This window comes from Streptomyces cyanogenus, from assembly GCF_017526105.1.
In the GTDB taxonomy this organism is placed as follows: domain Bacteria; phylum Actinomycetota; class Actinomycetes; order Streptomycetales; family Streptomycetaceae; genus Streptomyces; species Streptomyces cyanogenus.
This window is the reverse complement of record NZ_CP071839.1, coordinates 4,496,176-4,516,025: the sequence shown is the minus strand read 5'-3', so window position 1 is coordinate 4,516,025 and position 19,850 is coordinate 4,496,176. Positions and strand designations below refer to the sequence as shown.

The following is a 19,850-nucleotide window of genomic DNA, read 5'->3' as shown; positions in this document are numbered from 1 at the left end:
GCACTAGGAGAACACCCACCCATGACACAGACGCACACCCTGCCCACCACACCGGCCGAATACCAGGCGGTGGTCCGCCAGACCTGGGAGCACGTGCTCGGGCACCCCGAATTCGGCGACGAGGACCCCTTCCTGTCGGTCCACGGCGCCAACTCCCTGACCGCGGTGCAGGTGATGGTCGCGCTCAGCGGCCGCCTCGGCACCCGGCTGCCGGTCCGCCTCATCATGCGTCACCGGACCGTGCAGGACCTGGCCGCCGCCATCCGCGAACAGGCGGACGCATGAGCGCCCCGGTCCGCCCCCGTACCGGCCCGGACGCGCACCCGTCCCGGCAGCGGCGGGAGGACATGTGCGAGGTCGCCTACCGCGAACCGGACGGCGAGTTCGCCTCCGCCGTGGCGGCCGTCGTCGCAGAGGTGCTCGGCGTCGACCGCGTCGGACTGGACGACAGCTTCTACGACTTCGGCGGCACCTCGCTGCAGGCCATCAGCCTGTGCGTCCGCCTGGAGAAGCTCACCGGCCGCACGATCGAGCCGGTCGACGTCATGGAGCACGACGTCCTGACCGACCTGATCGGCCTGCTCTCCGACGGATCGGGAGGTGACCGTGGCTGAGCCGTCGCTCGACGGGTCGCTGGTCCACCACGCGGTGGCCCGGCATGCGCGGGACACCCCGGACGGCATCGCGCTGGTTCACCGGAACACCCGCATCGACTACGCGACGCTGCAGGCTGCGGCGGACCGCTACGCCGCCGAACTCGCCGAGCACGGCGTGGGCCCGGGCCGCATCGTGCCCCTGCTGCTGCCGCGCTCCCCGCGACTCGTCGCCGTACAGCTGGCCGTGATGTGGCTCGGTGCCGCCTACACCAGCCTGGACGGCCGCTGGCCCGCCCCCAGGCTGCACGAGATACTGGACATGCTGGGCGATCCGCCCGTCGTGGTCGCCGACGGCCCGGTCCCCCTGGACCGGCCGTCCGCCGTGTGGACACCGTCCGCCGACCTCCACCAGGCCGCCGGGGAGGGCACCCGCCCGGCGCCCGTGCCCCACCCCTCCCCGGCCGACCCCGCCGCGGTGATCTTCACCTCCGGCACGACCGGCCGGCCGAAGGGCGTGGTCCTGCCGCACCGGGCGGTCACGCGCATCTTCCGCGACGGCGGCCCGATCGGCTTCGGGCGCGGCAACGTCATGCCCCAGGCGGCGCCGCCGTGGTGGGACATGTACGCCTACGAACTGTTCGGGCAGCTGATGACCGGCGGCACCTCGGTACTGACGGACGGCGACTACCTGATGCCGCAGACGCTGCGGCGGCTGATCGCCGAGCAAGGGGCCACCACGCTGCGGCTGACCACCACGCTGTTCCACCTCTTCGTGGACGAGGACCCGGACTGTTTCGCCGGACTGCGGCAGGTCTACGCGGGCGGTGAGCGCATGTCGCCCGCACACGCCTCGGCCTTCCTGACCCGTCACCCCGGCATCACCCTGGTCAACGGCTACGGACCGGCCGAGAGCTGCATGCACGCCACGTCCCGCCTGGTCCGTCCCGAGGACTGCGACCGACCGGACGGCATCCCGCTGGGACACCCGGTACCCCATACCGAGGTGATCGTCCTCGACCCGCACGGACGCCCCTGCCCGCCCGGAGAGACGGGTGAGATCCACCTGGCGGGCGAGGGACTGGCCCTCGGCTATCTCGGCGAACCCGAGCGGACCGCACGCGCCTTCGTCCACGCCGAGCCGGCCGGCACCCCCGTGCGCGCCTACCGCACGGGTGACTTCGGCTACCTGGACGAGGCAGGGACGCTGCACTTCCGCGGGCGTACCGACCGGCAGTTCAAGATCCGGGGTCACCGGGTGGAGGCCGCGGAGATCGAAGCCGCCGCCGCATCCGTGGCCGGCGTGCGCTCCGCCGCGGCGGTGCCGCTGCGCGGCCCGGACGGCACCGTCACCGGCATCGCCCTGTTCTACACGCGTGCCGACGACGGCGCGGACCACGCCGCCGGCGCGCTCGCCGAGGACGACGACGTGCTGCGCGTGCACGAGCACCTGGCGGCGGTCCTTCCCGAGTACCTGGTCCCCACGGTGACGTGCGCCCTGGAGGACCTCCCCCTCACCCCGAACGGAAAGTTGGACCGCGCCGAGCTGGAGCGCACGGCGTTGCGCCGGCGCCGCAGGCGGCCCGCACGGCGGCCGGCCCGCACAGCACCGGCCCGCCCCATGGAACGGAGCGACTCATGACCTTCCCGGCCGACGACGGCCCCACGGGCGCGGACGCCCGGTCCGCCGCCGCTCACCGGTTGACCCGCGAGCAGGAGGCGATATGGCTCAACGACGCGCTGTCCGACGGCCCTTCGCGCTACACCGTGCTGTGGGCGCACCGGTTGCGCGGCGACGTCGACCCGGACGCGGTCGAAGGAGCGCTCGATGACGTGATCCACCGGCACGAGTCCCTGCGCAGCCGGTTCCTCATGGAGGACGGAATTCCGGTGCAGCGGGCCGACGAACGGCCCTGCCGTCCCCTGGTCCGCGCCCACTGCCCCGAGCCGGAGCTCGACGCACGGCTCGCGGCACTGGCGGCAGAGCCGCTGGAGCCGGCCGACGGACCGCTGCGGCCGGTGCTCCTGCACGTGGCGGACGACGACTGGGTGCTGGCCGTCCTCATCCACCACCTGGTGATCGACGACTGGTCGCTGTCCCTCCTGGACCGCGAGTTCAGCCACTTCTACCGGGCCCGCCGGCGCCCGGAGACCATCGCGGACCACCCCGCCGCCGCCCCGCAGCCGCTGCAACTCGGCACGTACGCGGACGCCCAGCGCGAGACCCCGTTGGACGAGGACGATCTGCACCACTGGACCGAGCGGCTGGCGAACGTGCCGGAGACCTGCACGGTCCCCCCGGACCGGCCCCGCCCCGCAGAACTGGGCACGAGCGGGGGACGCATCACCTTCCGCCTCGACAACGACGTCACCGGCGCGGTGCGCCGGCTCGCCCGTGCCACCCGCACCACGCCGTTCACCGTCTTCACCGCCGCGGCCGTGGCCCTGCTGCACCGTCACGGCGCCGGTGACGACATCGTCCTCGGCACCCCCGTCTCCCGCCGCGGCACCGCGGACCTCGACTCCGTCATGGGCTGCCTGAGCGACCTCATGCCCCTGCGGTTCGGCGTGACCGCCGACGCGTCGTTCCGGGATCTGCTGCGGACGGCGCGGTCCGAGGTCCTCGGCATGGTGCGGCACCGCAACGTCCCGTTCGGGGAGCTGGTGAGACGGACCGTCACCGCCGACCAGCTCAACAGGTTCCCCCTGTTCCAGACGGTCATCGCCGTCAACGACGGGCCGGAGCCCGGCCTCGAACTGCCGGGCGTCACGGCCGAACGGCTGTATGTGCACACCGGGACGGCCAAGTTCGACCTGTGCTTCGACCTCGCGGCCGAGGGCGACTCCTACCGCGGGTTCCTCGACTACGCCACGGACCTGTACGACCAGGCCACCGCCCGCAGGATCGCCGAGCGGTACCGCACGCTGCTGGCCGCCGTGGTCGCCGGCCCCGACCTGCCGCTCGCGCAGGCGCCGGTGCTCACACCGGATGAACTGCGGCTGGTGACGCGGACCTGGGCCCGGGCGCCACGCCCTGCCGACCCTCCGCCGCCGGTTCACGTGGCGTTCGAGACCCAGCGCCGGCGCACACCGGACGCTCCCGCCGCCGTCTGGCACGACCAGCAGCTCACCTACGAGGAGCTGGGCGCCGCGGCGGACCGGCTCGCGCACCTGCTGATCCGTTCCGGCACGCAGGGCCGGCCGGTGGGCATCCTGATGGACCGCTGCCTGGACATGGCGGTCGCGGTACTCGCCGTACTCAAGTCAGGCTCCCCTTATGTGCCGTTGGACCCGGCCTACCCGTCCGACCGCCTCGCGTACATGATCGAGGACAGCGGTCTGCACACCCTGCTCACCCAGCCGTCCCTGCGCGACCGGTGCGCGGTACCGGAGTCGGTGCGGGTGCTCGAACCGGACGCCTGGGCCGGCCCCGCCACGCCCGGCGCTGCGGAGGTGAGCCTCCCGGAGACCGGACGCGACGACCTCGCCTACCTCATGTACACCTCGGGCTCCACCGGCCTGCCCAAGGGCGTGGCCATGCCACACGGGCCGGTCGCGGGACTCGTACGGTGGCAGTGCCAGGACTCCGCAGCCGGCCCCGGAGACCGGACCCTGCAGTTCTCCGCGCTCAGCTTCGACGCCTCGTTCCTGGAGTTCTTCAGCACGTGGTCCACCGGCGGGACCCTCGTCATCATCGACGCGGAACAGCGCACCGACTACGACGCCCTGCTGGACGTCATGGCGAAGCAGCGCGTGATGCGCATCTTCCTTCCCTTCGTGGCCCTGCAGAGCATCGCGTTCTACGCCACCGCGATGGAGCTGCCCACCCCGGCCCTGAAGGAGTGCATCACCGCCGGAGAGCAACTCCACGTCACCCCGGCCATCCGCGAGTTCTTCAGCCGGCTCGACGGGGCGGTCCTGTTCAACCAGTACGGGCCCACGGAGACGCACAGCGTGAGCTCGCTGCGGCTGGACGGCGACCCTGCCGACTGGCCCCTCATGCCCACCATCGGCTACCCCATCAACGGCGCCGAGGTCTACGTCCTCGACGAGGGACTGCGGCCCCAGCCGGCCGGAGTGGTCGGCGAGCTGTGCGTCGCCGGCCCGCCGGTGTCCCAGGGGTACTGGGGACGCGACGACCTGACCGCGGCGAAATTCGTCCCCCATCCCCTGGAGGGAGGCACGGGAACCCTGTACCGCACCGGTGACCTGGCGCGGTACCTGCCGGACGGGCAGATCGAGTTCCTCGGCCGCCGGGACGGCATGGTCAAGATCAGGGGCTACCGGGTCGAGCTCGGCGAGGTCGAAGCCAGGATCCGGTCGCTGGAAGGCATCGCCGACGCCGTCGTGGTCGCCCGGTCGTCAGGGGTCGGCGACACCCGGCTCGTCGCCCACTACCGGCCCAGCAGGCACCCTGCACCCACCGCGGCGACCCTGCAGAAGCAGCTGGCCGACTGCCTGCCCGACTACATGCTGCCGTCGGCGTACATCCCGACGGAGGACGAGTTTCCGCGCACACCGAGCGGAAAGATCGACCGGCGCGCCCTCGCAGCGAGCGAACCGCACGCTCCGGCAGGGATCCGATAGCCCGGTCGGCCATGGCACAGCACCAGATGAACCCACTGTCCGAAGGAGATGACGCATGTCCACTGCCACCGAGTCCGCGGTTACGGGCCTGAAGAGCACCTACGACCAAGACGGCTGGTGCGAGCTTCCCTACCGGTTCACGGACAAGGCGGTGACGCTGCTGAAGGAAGCGGTGGCCGCGATCAGCCGTGAGTCCAGGCCCGAGGTGGTGTACGAGAAGGACTCCGACACCGTCCGCGGCATCCATGGCTGCCACGCCTTCGACGAGTTGTGCGCGGCGCTGGTCCGGCACCCCCGGCTCGTCGCCGCCGCCGAGGAACTGACGGGCAAACCGGTCTACGTCTACCAGTTCAAGGTCAACCTCAAACAGGCCCGTGAAGGAGCGGCCTGGCCGTGGCACCAGGACTACGCCTTCTGGAGCGAGGAGGACGGCATGCCGCGTCCCGACGCGGTCAACATAGCCATCTCCCTCGACGACATACACGAGGACAACGGACCGCTCGTCGTGATCCCCGGCTCCCACCGTATGGGCCTGCTGGATCTCCCGGAGAAGGATGCCGACGGCGGCTCCGGCTGGCGGCAGCACGTGTCGGCGGACCTCGCGTACACCGTGAGCGAGCAGCGGGCCGAGGACCTGGCCCAGGAGCGCGGGCGCGTACTGATCACCGGGCGGGCCGGTACGGTGCACGCCTTCCACCCGAGCATCGTGCACTCTTCGTCCAACAACGTGTCGTCCGATCGCCGGGCGCTGCTGCTGATCACGTACAACACCGTCGACAACGCGCCCCCGAACCCCACACGGCCCGAGTTCCTCGTCGCCAGGGACTCGACGCCGGTCGTGCCGGCGGACGACGACCGTCTCGGCACCGAGCCCCGGTCCGTGGCGTGAGGATGGACGGGAGGCAGAGGTGACCGGGCGGCTCCCACGGCGGAAGACGGCTCTGCTCTCGGCGACACTGGCCGGCAGAGTCCGGCGCCTGCTCCGTACCGTGTCCGACGATGTGTGCTGCCCTGTGTGCGTCGCCGTCCTGGCACGCGGCATCACCGGCCACCGGCACAGCGCCGCAGTGACCGAGTGACGGGGGCGCCCGGCAGCGGGCGCGGCACGGGGAACGTTCCCTGTTCTCTCCGTTGCCTGCGCTGATGTGTTGACGAGCGCATTCCGTCGGCTCTCGGCCACGAGAAACCGACGAAGCGGGCCTCCGCCGGAGACGAGAGTCACGGCGGGGCCCGTTTCTCGTGGCGACCGGGGGGATGCGGCGCCGGCCTCCGGCAGCCCCTCCAGGACGGCTCGGAAGCCTGACAGCACGTCTACTTCCGGCTCCGCGACGGCGTCGAGGGGAGACCTTCCTCACAACCCCCGACGGTCCGCCCATGCATGCCGGACAGCCCGGAGACGAGCGTCACAGCACACACAAAGAGGAGTGGGCGGCATCGTGATCACGATGCCGCCCACTCCGTCGGTACAGCCAGAGCACTTCCGTGCTCCTCTGTGCGCGAGGGGGGAGTTGAACCCCCACGCCCTTGCGGGCACTGGAACCTGAATCCAGCGCGTCTGCCTATTCCGCCACCCGCGCATTGGGTGTGTCTTCCGGTTCCTTCCCTTTCGGGCCGGCCCCTTCCGACACCGAGAACATTAGCACGTCGCACGGGGTGGATTCACATCGCTTGCCGCCCGCCCCCGCACCGCTCCCGGGGGCGCGCGGGGGGCTGCGCTCGGACGGGCGTGCGTATCAGGGAGACGTGCTTCTCGTATCAACCTCGTACCGGTCCCGGTCATCTCGCCGGGAGGCGGACCGGGTCCACAGCCGGGTGCGGGACACTGGTTGTGGCCCGCCTCTACGATCCATGGCAGACAGGACACGCGCCGGGAGTTCCAAGGGGAGCCCCCGGGGGAACCGGCTGATTGGCGGGCGCGTAGATACGATCAGTAAGCAGTACCAGCAGTACCGGCAAGGCAGCGGCACAGAGCAGGCAAGACGACGGCAGGGACGGAGGAGGTGCCCCATGGGAGTCCTGAAGAAGTTCGAGCAGCGTCTCGAAGGTCTGGTGAACGGCACCTTCGCCAAGGTCTTCAAGTCCGAGGTCCAGCCCGTGGAGATCGCCGGAGCGCTCCAGCGGGAGTGCGACAACAACGCCACGATCTGGAACCGTGACCGGACCGTCGTGCCCAACGACTTCATCGTGGAGCTGAGCGCGCCGGACTACGAGCGCCTCAGCCCCTACTCCGGGCAGCTCGGCGACGAGCTGGCCGGCATGGTGCGCGACTACGCCAAGCAGCAGCGCTACACCTTCATGGGCCCGATCAAGGTCAACCTGGAGAAGGCCGAGGACCTGGACACCGGCCTGTACCGGGTGCGCTCGCGCACCCTCGCCTCCTCCAGCAGTCAGCAGGCGGCGCCCCAGGCGCCCGCCGGACGGCCCGCGCAGGCCGCCCCGGGCGGTTACGGCTACCCGCCGGCCGCCCCCGCGGGCGCGCCCCCGATGCCGTCGGCGCCGCCGCCCGGCGCCCGCCCCGGCGGGTACGGCTACCCGCAGCCCGCCACCCAGCGGCCCGCCGCGGCGCCGATGAGCGGCGCGCGCACCCGCTACTGGATCGAGATCAACGGCACCCGCCACCAGATCTCCCGCCCGACCCTGGTGCTGGGCCGCAGCACCGACGCCGACGTGCGGATCGACGACCCCGGCGTGTCCCGCCGGCACTGCGAGATCCGGACCGGAACGCCCTCGACGATCCAGGATCTCGGTTCCACCAACGGCATCGTGGTGGACGGGCAGCACACCACCCGCGCTACGCTCCGCGACGGCTCGCGGATCGTCGTGGGCAGCACCACCGTTATCTATAGGCAAGCCGAAGGGTGAAGCGGGGGCAATGTCAGAGCTGACCCTCACGGTCATGCGGCTGGGTTTCCTGGCCGTACTGTGGCTGTTCGTGATCGTGGCCGTGCAGGTCATCCGGAGCGACCTGTTCGGTACGCGCGTCACCCAGCGCGGATCGCGTAGGGAGGCGGCCCGGCCCCAGCAGTCGGGCCGGCAGCAGACCCGGCAGCAGGCCACTCCGCCGCCGCAGCGCGGCCAGCAGGCCGGCGGCCGCCGGGGCCGCAACGCCCCCACCAAGCTGGTCGTGACCGAGGGCACACTGACCGGCACCACCGTCGCGCTGCAGGGCCAGACCATCACCCTGGGCCGGGCGCACGACTCCACGATCGTGCTGGACGACGACTACGCCTCCAGCCGCCATGCCAGGATCTACCCGGACCGCGACGGCCAGTGGATCATCGAGGATCTCGGCTCCACCAACGGCACCTACCTGGACCGGTCGCGGCTGACGACCCCCACGCCGATCCCGCTGGGCGCGCCGATCCGCATCGGCAAGACCGCAATCGAGCTGCGGAAGTAGTGCTACGTCATGGATAAGCGCGAGCGGAGCGAGCACGCAGCGGCAGGCCGCCACCCGGTCTCCGGCGCGCTCACGACCGGAGGGTGGGCAGTGTGGCTCGACACGACCGGCTGTACCCGGAGCCGACGGGCGAGGTGCGCATGAGTCTGTCACTGCGCTTTGCCGCCGGATCGCACAAAGGCATGATCCGGGAGGGCAACGAGGACTCCGGTTACGCCGGTCCGCGCCTGCTCGCCATCGCCGACGGCATGGGCGGCCAGGCCGCGGGCGAGGTCGCCTCCTCCGAGGTGATCTCCACGCTGGTCACGCTCGACGACGACGTGCCCGGCTCCGACATCCTGACCTCCCTCGGTCACGCCGTGCAGCGGGCCAACGACCAGCTGCGCGCCATGGTCGAGGAGGACCCGCAGCTCGAAGGCATGGGCACCACCCTCACCGCGCTGCTGTGGACCGGCCAGCGCCTCGGCCTGGTGCACGTCGGCGACTCGCGCGCGTATCTGCTCCGTGACGGTGTGCTCACCCAGATCACCCAGGACCACACCTGGGTGCAGCGGCTGGTGGACGAGGGCCGGATCACCGAGGAGGAGGCCACCACCCACCCGCAGCGCTCGCTGCTGATGCGGGCCCTCGGCAGCGGCGACCACGTCGAGCCCGACCTGTCGGTCCGCGAGGTCCGGGCCGGCGACCGCTACCTGATCTGCTCCGACGGCCTGTCCGGCGTGGTCTCCCACCAGACGATGGAGGAGACCCTCGCCAGCTACCAGGGCCCGCAGGAGACCGTGCAGGAGCTGATCCAGCTGGCGCTGCGCGGCGGCGGCCCCGACAACATCACCGTCATCGTCGCCGACGTGCTCGACCTGGACACCGGGGACACCCTCGCCGGGCAGCTGTCCGACCAGCCCGTCGTGGTCGGCGCCGTCGCCGAGAACCAGCACCACCTGCACGACAACGGCATCATGCAGACGCCGGCCGGCCGCGCCTCCCACCTGGGCCGCCAGGGCCACGGGCACGGCGGCGGCGAGTTCGGCCCGCCCGGCTCCGGCGACACCACCGGCTACATCCCGGCCGGCGGCTTCGGCGACTACGCCGAGGACGACCTGACCAAGCCGCGCAAGCAGCGCAGATGGCTGAAGACCTCGCTGTACGGCGCCCTGGCCCTCGCCGTCGTCGGCGGCGGCCTGTACGGCGGCTACCGCTGGACGCAGACCCAGTACTACGTCGGCGTCAAGGACGAGCACGTCGCGCTGTACCGCGGGATCAGCCAGGACCTGGCCTGGGTGTCGCTGTCGAAGGTGGAGAAGGACCACCCCGAGATCGAACTCAAGTACCTGCCGCCGTACCAGCAGAAGCAGGTGAAGGCCACGATCGCGGAGGGCGGGCTGCAGGCGGCCCGGACGAAGGTCGAAGAGCTGGCCGTGCAGGCCTCCGCCTGCCGCAAGCAGGCCGAGCGCAAGGCCGCCGAGACCGAGAAGAACGCCCAGAAGGGCCCCGGGAAGACCGGCGGCACCAAGGGCACCACCACACAGACCGCCTTCACCAAGGCCTCCCCGACCCCGAACCCGTCGGCCTCGAAGACGTCCCCGACGTCCCCGACGTCACCGGCGTCCCCGTCGAAGTCTCCGTCCACGACCCCGTCCGCGACCCCCAGCCCCGGCCCCACTCTCTCGGAGGATGAGCAGAAGGTCGTCTCGCTGTGCGGTAAGCAGTAGGCAAGCCGTGAGAGGCCCTGTCACACGATGAGCAGTACTACGAACTCGCCGACGCATCACACGTCCACGATCGGCGCCATCGGCGCCCCGAGCCGGCGCAACACCGAGCTGGCCCTGCTGGTCTTCGCCGTGGTCATCCCGGTGTTCGCCTACGCCAACGTGGGCCTGGCCCTCGACGGCCAGGTCCCCGCGGGGCTGCTGAGCTACGGCCTCGGTCTGGGTCTGCTGGCCGGCGTCGCCCATCTCGCCGTACGCAAGTTCGCGCCGTACGCCGACCCGCTGCTGCTGCCGCTGGCCACCCTGCTCAACGGGCTGGGGCTGGTGTGCATCTGGCGGCTGGACCAGTCCAAGCTGCTGCAGTCGCTGCCGAACTTCGTCACGGCCGCGCCCCGCCAGCTGCTGTACACGGCCCTGGGCATCGCCCTGTTCGTCGTGGTGCTGATCTTCCTGAAGGACCACCGCGTCCTGCAGCGCTACACGTACATCTCCATGTTCAGCGCGCTGGTCCTGCTGATCCTGCCGCTGGTGCCGGGCCTCGGCGCCAACATCTACGGCGCGAAGATCTGGATCAACATCCCCGGCCTCGGCTCCCTCCAGCCCGGTGAGTTCGCGAAGATCGTCCTCGCGGTCTTCTTCGCCGGCTACCTGATGGTGAAGCGCGACGCCCTGGCCCTCGCCAGCCGCCGGTTCATGGGCCTGTACCTGCCGCGCGGCCGCGACCTCGGCCCCATCCTGGTGGTCTGGGCGATCTCGATCCTCATCCTGGTCTTCGAGACGGACCTCGGCACCTCGCTGCTGTTCTTCGGAATGTTCGTCATCATGCTGTACGTCGCCACCGAGCGGACCAGCTGGATCGTCTTCGGTCTGCTGATGTCCGCGGCGGGCGCGGTCGGCGTGGCGAGCATCGAGCCGCACGTGAAGAGCCGCGTCCAGTCCTGGCTCGACCCGATGAGGGAGTACACCCTCAGCCGTCAGGGCGTCGGCGGCCACTCCGAGCAGCTCCAGCAGGCGCTGTGGGCCTTCGGCTCCGGCGGCACCCTCGGCAGCGGCTGGGGCCAGGGCCACTCGGACCTGATCCGGTTCGCCGCCAACTCCGACTTCATCCTCGCCACCTTCGGCGAGGAGCTGGGCCTGGCCGGCATCATGGCGATCCTGCTGATCTACGGCCTGATCGTGGAACGCGGCGTGCGCACCGCCCTCGCCGCCCGCGACCCCTTCGGCAAGCTGCTCGCCGTCGGCCTGTCGGGCGCCTTCGCCCTCCAGGTCTTCGTGGTGGCCGGCGGTGTCATGGGCCTCATCCCGCTGACCGGTATGACCATGCCGTTCATGGCGTACGGCGGTTCCTCCGTGCTGGCGAACTGGGCCCTGATCGGCATCCTCATCCGCATCAGCGACACCGCGCGCCGCCCGGCGCCCGCCCCCGCCGCCAACCCCGACGCCGAGATGACCCAGGTGGTCCGCCCGTCATGAACAAGCCCCTGCGCCGGATCGCGATCTTCTGCGGCCTCCTCGTCCTCACCTTGCTGCTGCGGGACAACTACCTGCAGTACGTCCGGGCCGACAAGCTCAAGGACGACCCCAACAACCGCCGCGTCACGATCGCCCGCTACGCCACGCCGCGCGGCGACATCATCGTCGACGGCGACCCGATCACCGGGTCCGCCCTGACGAGCAAGACCGGCATGAACGACCTGAAGTACAAGCGCACCTACAAGAACGGCGCCATGTGGGCGCCGGTCACCGGGTACGCCTCGCAGGCCTTCGGCGCCACCCAGCTGGAGTCCCTCGAGGACGGCATCCTCACCGGCAACGACGACCGGCTGTTCTTCCGCAAGACGCTGGACATGATCACCGGCAAGGAGCAGCAGGGCGGCAACGTCGTCACCACGCTCAACGGCGCCGCCCAGAAGGCCGCGTTCGACGGCCTGAGGAAGCAGGGCGGCAAGGGCGCGGTGGTCGCCCTGGAACCCTCCACCGGCAAGATCCTGGCGCTGGCCTCCTACCCGTCGTACGACCCCTCGTCCTTCGCTGGCAACACCAACGACGACGCCGCGGCCTGGAAGAAGCTCCAGAAGAAGTACAACCCCAACGACCCGATGCTGAACCGGGCGCTGCGCGAGACCTACCCGCCGGGCTCCACCTTCAAGGTGGTCACGGCCGCGGCGGCGCTGGAGAACGGCAAGTACACCTCGGCCGACGAGAAGACCGACTCGCCGCTGCCGTGGACCATGCCGGGCACCACGACCCAGCTGAAGAACGAGGGGAACATCCCGTGCGAGAACGCCTCCATGCGTGAGGCGCTGCGCTGGTCCTGCAACACCGTCTTCGGCAAGATCGGCTCGGACCTCGGCAACGACAAGATGCTCGCCGAGGCGAAGAAGTTCGGCTTCGACTCCGAGCAGTTCACCCCGGTCCGCTCCAGCGCCTCGGTGTTCTCCGACGACATGAACCAGTCGCAGACCGCGCTGTCCTCCATCGGCCAGTACAACACCGCCGCGACCCCGCTGCAGATGGCCATGGTCGCCTCCGCGGTCGCCAACGACGGCAAGCTGATGAAGCCGTACATGATCGACTCGCTGCAGTCCTCCAACCTGGACCCGGTCGCCACGACCCAGCCGGAGGAGCTGAGCCGGCCGCTGTCGCCGGAGAACGCCCAGATCCTGCAGGACATGATGCGGACCGTGGTCGAGAAGGGCACCGGCACGCGCGCGAAGATCGACGGCGTCACGGTCGGCGGCAAGACGGGTACCGCCCAGCACGGTGTCGAGAACAGCGAGAACCCGTACGCGTGGTTCATCTCCTACGCCCAGCTGCCCGACCACAGCTCGCCGGTCGCCGTGGCCGTGGTGATCGAGGACGAGGGCGCGAACCGCGACGACATCTCCGGCGGCGGCCTGGCCGCGCCGATCGCGAAGAACGTCATGGAGGCGGTCATCGACTCCAAGAAGTGACCGCCGCCGATCACCGGGAGTGAGGCCGCTCACATCCTCTTCCCATCGCCGCACGTTGCGATACCGGTCCTGTATCGGGTTACGGGCTTGGCCAGGTCACACAGAGCGAGCCGGGTACGGTAGGCCCGGACGGGAGCCTCCGGCCGTGCACACGGGTGCGCGGCCGAGACCGACGGAGAGGGCTGGTAGGTAGCTATGGAAGAGCCGCGTCGCCTCGGCGGCCGGTACGAGCTGGGCCAGGTGCTCGGCCGCGGTGGCATGGCGGAGGTCTACCTCGCGCATGACACCCGCCTCGGCCGCACCGTGGCGGTGAAGACGCTGCGCGCGGACCTCGCACGCGACCCGTCCTTCCAGGCCCGGTTCCGCCGGGAGGCCCAGTCGGCCGCCTCGCTCAACCATCCCGCGATCGTCGCGGTCTACGACACGGGCGAGGACTACATCGACGGGGTCTCCATCCCGTACATCGTGATGGAGTACGTCGACGGATCCACGCTCCGCGAGCTGCTGCACTCCGGCCGCAAGCTGCTGCCCGAGCGCGCGATGGAGATGACCATCGGCATCCTCCAGGGCCTGGAGTACGCGCACCGCAACGGCATCGTCCACCGCGACATCAAGCCGGCCAACGTCATGCTGACCCGCAACGGCCAGGTCAAGGTGATGGACTTCGGCATCGCCCGCGCCATGGGCGACGCCGGCATGACCATGACCCAGACCGCGGCGGTCATCGGCACGGCCCAGTACCTCTCCCCGGAGCAGGCCAAGGGCGAGCAGGTCGACGCGCGGTCCGACCTCTACTCGACCGGCTGCCTCCTGTACGAACTGCTGACGGTACGGCCCCCCTTCGTGGGCGACTCCCCGGTGGCCGTCGCCTACCAGCACGTCCGGGAGGAGCCGCAGCCCCCGTCGGTCTTCGATCCGGAGATCACGCCGGAGATGGACGCGATCGTCCTGAAGGCGCTGGTCAAGGACCCGAACTACCGTTACCAGTCGGCCGACGAGATGCGCGCCGACATCGAGGCGTGCCTCGACGGCCAGCCGGTCGCGGCCACGGCCGCCATGGGCGCGGTCGGCTACGGCGGCTACCCCGACGACCAGGCGACGACCGCGCTGCGCTCGGAACCGGGCGCGGGTGCGACCACCATGCTCCCGCCGATGAGCCCCGACGACGGCGGCTACGGCTACGACGACCGCCCGGACCGCCGCCGCCAGCAGAAGAAGTCCAACACATCCACGATCCTGCTGGTGCTCGCGGGCCTGCTGGTCCTGGTCGGCGCGATCCTGATCGGCAAGTACGCCTTCACCGGCAACAACGGGGGCGACGACAAGGTGGCCGTGCCCTCGTTCGTGGGCCAGCCGCAGAAGACGGCCCAGAAGATGGCCCGGAACGTCGACCTGAAGGTGTCGGTCACCAAGAAGTCCTGCGAGGACCAGGCCACGGGCAACGTGTGCTCCCAGAACCCGGAGCAGGGCACCAAGGTCGACAAGAACAGCACCGTCACCCTGGTGGTCTCCACGGGCGCGCCCAAGGTGCAGGTGCCGGACGTGCTCGGCGCCCAGTTCGCCGACGCGGAGTCCCAGCTGAAGGCGAAGGGCTTCCAGGTCGACAAGAAGACCGAGGTCTCGGACCGCACGCCCGGTGTCGTCATCAACCAGGACCCGCAGGGTGGCGCCACCAAGGAGAAGGGCTCCACGATCACCCTCACGGTCGCCAAGCCCGAGGAGAAGGTGACCGTCCCCGACGTCACCGGCAAGTCCTGCGACGAGGCGAAGGCCGAGATCCAGGCCAAGGGCCTGACGGCGTCCTGCAACGACACCCCGGTCAGCGACCCCGCCCAGGACGGCAAGGTCATCTCGACCAACCCGCAGGCGGGCCAGCAGGTCGTCAAGAACAGCAGCGTGGTGATCAACGTCGGCAAGGCGCAGGAGCCGCAGCAGAAGCAGGTTCCGAACGTCACGGGTCAGACCCTGAAGCAGGCGCGGGAAATCCTGCAGCAGCAGGGCTTCACGAACATCCAGGTCAGCGGCTCGAACGATGACAAGGCACGGGTCATCCAGCAGAACCCGCCGCAGGGCACCCAGGCGGACCCGGCCGGCACGCAGATCGTTCTGACCACCGTGGACTTCGGTGGCGGCCAGGGCGGCAACGACAACGGCGGCCCGAACATCTTCGGCGGCGTCAGCGGCTGACGTGCCCCGTACACGCGTGGGCCCCTGCCGGGACGTCCCGGCAGGGGCCCACGCGTGTCTCAGCGCAGTTCCTTCGGCGGAGTGCGGTCGGCGTCGACCTTCTCCACCCGGACCAGCTCACCCCACACCACGTACCGGTAGCGGGAGGTGTAGGCGGGGGTGCAGGTCGTCAGGGTGATGTAGTGGCCCGGCTTCTTCCTGCCGGATTCCTTCGGGACCGCCGAGACGACCTTGACGTTGTACTTCGAGGTCTCGGGGAGGATCGCGTAGACCTTGTAGACGTACCAGTCGTCGCGGGTCTCGAAGACGATCGGGTCGCCCTTCTCGATCTTGTCGATGTTGTGGAACTTCGCGCCGTGCCCGTCCCGGTGGGCGGCGACGGCGAAGTTGCCGTCCTTGCCGGTGGTGGGCAGCGTGGCCTTGACCGGGTCGGTGTAGTAGCCGGCCACGCCGTTGTCGAGGACGTCCGTGCCGGTGCCCTTCTCGACCAGCACCTCGCCGTTCCGCATCGCCGGCACGTGCAGGAACCCGATGCCGTCCTTCGTGTCGAGCGCGCCGGGGCCGGACTGCTGCTGCGCCCAGTGTTCGCGCACCTTGTCGGCCTGCCGGTCCGCCTTGCGGTCCGCTATCACGTTCGTCCACCACAGCGAGTAGACGACGAACAGGCCGAGCAGCACCCCCGTCGTGATGAGGAGTTCCCCGAAGACGCTGACCGCCAGCGCGATCCGGCCGGGGCGCCGGCGGCCCGGCGCGGTATCCGGAACCGGTTCGGACGCGTCCGTGGTCTCTTCGGTCTCGTCGGCGGTCGCTGCCACAGTCCCTCTGCCCCTACTCGGTGAAGCCCTACTCGATGAGCGCGTCCGGCTTGCCCTTGCTGCGCGGGCGTTCCTGGACCATCTTGCCCCAGACGATCAGCCGGTACTTGCTGGTGAACTCCGGCGTGCACGTGGTCAGGGTGATGTAGCGGCCGGGCCGGGTGAAACCGGAACCGGGCGGGACGGGATCGAGCACGCTGGTGTTGGACGGCGGGGTGACCGGCAGCATCGAGGTCACCTTGTACACGAAGTACGTGTCCTGCGTCTCGACCACGACCGCGTCACCGGCCTCCAGCCGGTTGATGTACCGGAACGGCTCACCGTGCGTGTTGCGGTGCGCCGCGAGCCCGAAGTTGCCGGTCTTCGCGTCGGGCATCGCCGTCTTCAGCGGAGCCTCGCCGTAGTGCCCGACCATGCCCTTGTCGAGCACCTTCTTGTTGCTGACGCCCTCCGCGATGGGCGCCACCACGTCCAGCTTCGGGATGTGCAGGATCGCGAAGCCCTGCCCCGGCTCGAAGACACCCGGGTTCCGCTTGCCGCTGGCCCAGTCGTCCTGGAGCTGGTGCGTCGCGCTGCCGGCCTGCGCGTGCGCGCGGACGTTGGTCCACCACAGCTGGTAGGTGACGAACAGCAGCATCAGCACGCCGGTGGTGATGAACACCTCGCCGATCACCCGGCTGGCGACGGTGGCCGGGCTCGGCCTGCGCAGCCGGGCCTGCCGCCGGGCCTCCACCCGGGTCAGCGGCCGCTGCGGGTCCCGCTGTGCCCGGGGAGCCGCCGTCCCACGCGCCCCGCCGTGCCGCCCGCCACGCCGCTTGGCGGCCTTTCTCCGGGCCGCACGGCCGCCCGGAGCGGCCCGGGAGGCCCCGGCGGCCGAGGCGGCCGCAGAGGCGCCTGTGGGCCCGCTTCCCAGGCCGGATCCCGTCCCTGCCGGGATCCGCAGCGCCATCGTCTCCTCGTCGGGCACAGGCATGCCGGCGGGCACACCGGACGGCGCGACGGGAGACAGCGGCGCCGTGAGGTCATCGCCGAGCGGAGGCCGTGCCAGGCCGTCCTCGGTCAGCCGGGGCATCGGCGCCGTCGGCGGGTCCGGCCGGCGTCCCGCGTACGGCCGCGCACCGACGGAGGACTCGTACGGGCTCCCGCCGCCGTACAAGTCCTCGCGCTCGGGGCGCAGGGCGGTCACGCCGTGGCCCTGCCCACCACCGGGGCGAGCCCCGCAGACCTCGCCACGGCACCCTGGTCGCCGCACTCCGCCAGCCAGTTGGCCAGCATCCGGTGCCCGTGCTCGGTCAGCACCGATTCGGGATGGAACTGGACGCCCTCCACCGGGAGTTCACGGTGGCGCAGGCCCATGATGATCCCGTCGTGGGTGCGGGCGGTCACCTCCAGCTCGGCCGGAACCGTGGCGGGCTCGGCGGCCAGCGAGTGGTAGCGGGTCGCCGTGAAGGGCGAGGGCAGCCCGGCGAAGACGCCCCTGCCCTCGTGCTCGACCAGCGAGGTCTTGCCGTGCAGCAGCTCGGGCGCCCGGTCGACCACACCGCCGTACGCCACCTGCATCGACTGCATGCCGAGGCACACCCCGAACACCGGCACCCCGGTGGCCGCGCAGTGCCGGACCATGTCCACGCACACGCCCGCCTGCTCCGGCGTCCCGGGGCCGGGCGACAGCAGCACGCCGTCGAAGCCGTCCTGGGCGTGCGAGGTCGACACCTCGTCGTTGCGCAGGACCTCGCACTCGGCGCCCAGCTGGTACAGGTACTGGACGAGGTTGAAGACGAAGCTGTCGTAGTTGTCCACGACGAGAATCCGCGCACTCACTGGTTGTCCACCGTCACATCGTTGAAGGGCAGCAGCGGTTCGGCCCACGGGAAGACGTACTGGAACAGGACGTAGACCACGGCCAGGATCAGTACCAGCGTCAGGAGCGCCTTCACCCACGCGTTGCCCGGCAGATGCCGCCAGATCCAGCCGTACATGCCGTCCCTTGCCGTCCCTTCCGTATCCCCTACGGCACCAGACCCACGCCGTACGTCACCAGACTAACGGCGCAGCGCCCCCGGTTCGCCTGCCTCCACAGGCTGGGTGGAATCCAGGTGCGCCCAGACGATCAGCCGGTGACTGTGCCCCCATTCCGGATCGCACGTGGTCAGCGTCAGATACCGGCCCGGACGCGGGTACCCGGACTTCCGGGGGACAGCGTCGATCACCCCGACGTCGGTCGGCACGGTTTTGTAGGGCCCTTTGTCGATCCGATACGTGAACCAGGCCGTTCCGTCCGTGAGGACGACCGCGTCGCCGGGCCGCAGCTCGGGGAAGTCCCTGAACGGGTCGCCGTACGTCCGCCGGTGCCCGGCGACGGCGAAGTTCCCCTGCCCACCGAGCCGCGCGGTGCGCGCGTAGTGGCCGAGGCCCTTCTTCAGGGTGCCGGTGCCGGTGCCCTCCAGTACCGGTTTGTTCCACGTGGAACCGAGCCGCGGGATGTACATGATGGCAAACGGTTCGCCCGGTCTGTACGGTTTCGGCGGCTTTGCCGTTCCGGAGGTCCTCGGTGCCGCCGCGGCCTGTGTCCGGACGCTCCCCCGCGACCACTCGGCGTGCAGCCGGTCGATCTGGTCGTTCATCGCGCCCTCGGCCCGTAGGCCCGTCCAGAACAGCACATAGGCGACGAAGAGCACGATCAGGGTGCCGACGGTGATGCACAGTTCGCTGACGGTTCTGAGGATCACGCGCACCGGCGGCTCCCGGACGGACGTCTACCCCACTGGCTTCGCGTAGTGCAGATCCACTGTGCCGGAGTAACCCGGAAGAGTCACCGTCCCGTCGTCGGTGACTTTCCAGCCGAGGCCGTAGACGTTGACGTAGACCATGTAGGTCTGGATCGCCTTGCTCGCGGCGAGCGCCTGCTTCAGCCGGTCCGGGTCGCCGACCGCCGTGATCTTGTACGGCGGTGAGTAGACGCGGCCCTGGAGGATCAGGGTGTTGCCGACGCAGCGCACCGCGCTGGTGGAGATCAGCCGCTGGTCCATGACCTTGATGCCCCGGGCACCGCCCTGCCAGAGCGCGTTCACCACGGCCTGGAGGTCCTGCTGGTGGATGACCAGGTAGTCGGGCTGCGGCTCGGGATAGCCGGGGAGCTTGGCGGTGGCGCCCGGCGGGGCGTCGTTCAGGGTGACGGTGACGGCCTTGCCGGTCAGCTTCCGGGTGCCCGCGCTCTTCTCCAGCCCGCCGAGCTTCTCGTCCTGGGCCCTGGTGCTGCCGTCGTCGCTCTCGGCGAGCGACTCCACGCTGTCCCGCAGGGTCGCGTTGGACTCGTCCAGCTCCTTGTTCTTGCGGCTGCGCTGCTGGATCAGGTCGGACAGCTTCAGCAGCGAGCCGTCCTGGCGGATGTCGGTGCCCTTGGCGGTGTCGAAGCTGGTGAAGAAGATCAGCCCGGCGAGGGCGAAGACGGCCGCCGTGAGCATCCGCACGGGCCGCAGACGCAGCCTGCGGACAGGGCCCGAACCCGTTGATCCCGTCCCGGGGGAGTCGGCAGAATTGCTCAACGTACCCTTATCTCCTTCGGCGCCACGGAAGCACTACGCTAACGGACGCCCGGGGGAGCACAC

Annotated in this window: 17 protein-coding genes and 1 tRNA gene; 11 read left to right on the top strand and 7 right to left on the bottom strand. The window is 70.4% G+C overall.

The features are described 5' to 3' along the window. Positions 1-21: 21 nt before the first annotated feature. Genes S1361_RS20350 through S1361_RS20330 form a run of 5 tightly spaced genes read left to right on the top strand, consistent with a single transcriptional unit; the run spans position 22 to position 6,069 of the window. Positions 22-285 (top strand): acyl carrier protein, encoded by a 264-nt coding sequence (locus S1361_RS20350; RefSeq protein ID WP_208033233.1) that lies wholly within the window; start codon positions 22-24, stop codon positions 283-285. Next, a complete protein-coding gene (locus tag S1361_RS20345; RefSeq protein ID WP_208033232.1) occupies positions 282-614 on the top strand; it encodes an acyl carrier protein in 333 nt (110 codons plus the stop codon). The genes S1361_RS20350 and S1361_RS20345 overlap by 4 nt, the downstream gene beginning before the upstream one ends. Then, positions 607-2,235: an amino acid adenylation domain-containing protein gene (locus S1361_RS20340; protein WP_208033231.1), complete on the top strand. Its 1,629-nt coding sequence runs from the start codon at positions 607-609 to the stop codon at positions 2,233-2,235. The genes S1361_RS20345 and S1361_RS20340 overlap by 8 nt, the downstream gene beginning before the upstream one ends. After that, entirely contained in the window at positions 2,232-5,180 is a 2,949-nt protein-coding gene (locus S1361_RS20335; RefSeq protein WP_208033230.1) for a non-ribosomal peptide synthetase, read from the top strand. The genes S1361_RS20340 and S1361_RS20335 overlap by 4 nt, the downstream gene beginning before the upstream one ends. A 55-nt stretch (positions 5,181-5,235) precedes the next feature. After that, the gene (locus S1361_RS20330) at positions 5,236-6,069 is read left to right on the top strand and encodes a phytanoyl-CoA dioxygenase family protein (protein ID WP_208033229.1); all 834 of its coding nucleotides are present in this window, start codon (positions 5,236-5,238) and stop codon (positions 6,067-6,069) included. Positions 6,070-6,673: 604 nt separating this feature from the next. Here the strand turns inward: S1361_RS20330 and S1361_RS20325 are convergent. Then, positions 6,674-6,757, bottom strand: a tRNA-Leu gene (locus S1361_RS20325). Positions 6,758-7,187: 430 nt separating this feature from the next. Between S1361_RS20325 and S1361_RS20320 the strand changes: the two genes are divergently transcribed. The 6 genes from S1361_RS20320 to pknB all read left to right on the top strand — a co-directional run bounded on the left by S1361_RS20320 (position 7,188) and on the right by pknB (position 15,427). Next, the gene (locus S1361_RS20320) at positions 7,188-8,042 is read left to right on the top strand and encodes an FhaA domain-containing protein (RefSeq protein WP_208033228.1); all 855 of its coding nucleotides are present in this window, start codon (positions 7,188-7,190) and stop codon (positions 8,040-8,042) included. A gap of 10 nt (positions 8,043-8,052) precedes the next feature. Beyond that, positions 8,053-8,580: an FHA domain-containing protein FhaB/FipA gene (locus S1361_RS20315; protein WP_208033227.1), complete on the top strand. Its 528-nt coding sequence runs from the start codon at positions 8,053-8,055 to the stop codon at positions 8,578-8,580. Between the two features lie 140 nt (positions 8,581-8,720). Then, complete coding sequence (locus tag S1361_RS20310) at positions 8,721-10,289, top strand: Stp1/IreP family PP2C-type Ser/Thr phosphatase (protein WP_208036691.1); 1,569 nt, start codon at positions 8,721-8,723, stop codon at positions 10,287-10,289. 27 nt (positions 10,290-10,316) lie between these two features. Then, on the top strand, positions 10,317-11,759 hold the full coding sequence (locus S1361_RS20305; protein ID WP_208033226.1) for an FtsW/RodA/SpoVE family cell cycle protein: 1,443 nt from the start codon (positions 10,317-10,319) through the stop codon (positions 11,757-11,759). Continuing rightward, a complete protein-coding gene (locus S1361_RS20300; RefSeq protein ID WP_208033225.1) occupies positions 11,756-13,240 on the top strand; it encodes a peptidoglycan D,D-transpeptidase FtsI family protein in 1,485 nt (494 codons plus the stop codon). Before S1361_RS20305 ends, S1361_RS20300 begins: the two co-directional genes overlap by 4 nt. Positions 13,241-13,435: 195 nt before the next feature. Then, positions 13,436-15,427, top strand: a complete 1,992-nt coding sequence (pknB, locus tag S1361_RS20295) for a Stk1 family PASTA domain-containing Ser/Thr kinase (protein ID WP_208033224.1) — start codon at positions 13,436-13,438, stop codon at positions 15,425-15,427. Positions 15,428-15,486: 59 nt separating this feature from the next. Here the strand turns inward: pknB and S1361_RS20290 are convergent, their stop codons facing one another. From S1361_RS20290 to S1361_RS20265, 6 genes are all read right to left on the bottom strand, one after another. Then, positions 15,487-16,242 carry a class E sortase gene (locus tag S1361_RS20290; protein ID WP_208033223.1) on the bottom strand — a complete coding sequence of 252 codons (756 nt, stop codon included), beginning with the start codon at positions 16,240-16,242 and terminating at the stop codon, positions 15,487-15,489. A gap of 28 nt (positions 16,243-16,270) precedes the next feature. Next, entirely contained in the window at positions 16,271-17,428 is a 1,158-nt protein-coding gene (locus S1361_RS20285; protein WP_208033222.1) for a class E sortase, read from the bottom strand. Beyond that, a complete protein-coding gene (locus tag S1361_RS20280; protein WP_208033221.1) occupies positions 17,425-18,063 on the bottom strand; it encodes an aminodeoxychorismate/anthranilate synthase component II in 639 nt (212 codons plus the stop codon). Before S1361_RS20280 ends, S1361_RS20285 begins: the two co-directional genes overlap by 4 nt. Then, positions 18,060-18,221, bottom strand: coding sequence for a hypothetical protein (locus S1361_RS20275; protein WP_208033220.1), 162 nt, complete (start codon positions 18,219-18,221; stop codon positions 18,060-18,062). The genes S1361_RS20280 and S1361_RS20275 overlap by 4 nt, the downstream gene beginning before the upstream one ends. A 63-nt stretch (positions 18,222-18,284) precedes the next feature. Next, entirely contained in the window at positions 18,285-18,977 is a 693-nt protein-coding gene (locus S1361_RS20270) for a class E sortase (protein WP_208033219.1), read from the bottom strand. Between the two features lie 21 nt (positions 18,978-18,998). Then, complete coding sequence (locus S1361_RS20265) at positions 18,999-19,787, bottom strand: DUF881 domain-containing protein (protein ID WP_208033218.1); 789 nt, start codon at positions 19,785-19,787, stop codon at positions 18,999-19,001. Between the last annotated feature and the right edge of the window lie 63 nt (positions 19,788-19,850).

What these genes read in the sequence shown, in the direction of transcription:
- S1361_RS20350 (WP_208033233.1), top strand. Translation starts at nt 22, where the DNA reads ATGACACAGACGCACACCCTGCCCACCACACCGGCCGAATACCAGGCG.
- S1361_RS20345 (WP_208033232.1), top strand. Translation starts at nt 282, where the DNA reads ATGAGCGCCCCGGTCCGCCCCCGTACCGGCCCGGACGCGCACCCGTCC.
- S1361_RS20335 (WP_208033230.1), top strand. Translation starts at nt 2,232, where the DNA reads ATGACCTTCCCGGCCGACGACGGCCCCACGGGCGCGGACGCCCGGTCC.
- S1361_RS20330 (WP_208033229.1), top strand. Translation starts at nt 5,236, where the DNA reads ATGTCCACTGCCACCGAGTCCGCGGTTACGGGCCTGAAGAGCACCTAC.
- S1361_RS20320 (WP_208033228.1), top strand. Translation starts at nt 7,188, where the DNA reads ATGGGAGTCCTGAAGAAGTTCGAGCAGCGTCTCGAAGGTCTGGTGAAC.
- S1361_RS20315 (WP_208033227.1), top strand. Translation starts at nt 8,053, where the DNA reads ATGTCAGAGCTGACCCTCACGGTCATGCGGCTGGGTTTCCTGGCCGTA.
- S1361_RS20310 (WP_208036691.1), top strand. Translation starts at nt 8,721, where the DNA reads ATGAGTCTGTCACTGCGCTTTGCCGCCGGATCGCACAAAGGCATGATC.
- S1361_RS20305 (WP_208033226.1), top strand. Translation starts at nt 10,317, where the DNA reads ATGAGCAGTACTACGAACTCGCCGACGCATCACACGTCCACGATCGGC.
- S1361_RS20300 (WP_208033225.1), top strand. Translation starts at nt 11,756, where the DNA reads ATGAACAAGCCCCTGCGCCGGATCGCGATCTTCTGCGGCCTCCTCGTC.
- pknB (WP_208033224.1), top strand. Translation starts at nt 13,436, where the DNA reads ATGGAAGAGCCGCGTCGCCTCGGCGGCCGGTACGAGCTGGGCCAGGTG.
- S1361_RS20275 (WP_208033220.1), bottom strand. Translation starts at nt 18,221, where the DNA reads ATGTACGGCTGGATCTGGCGGCATCTGCCGGGCAACGCGTGGGTGAAG.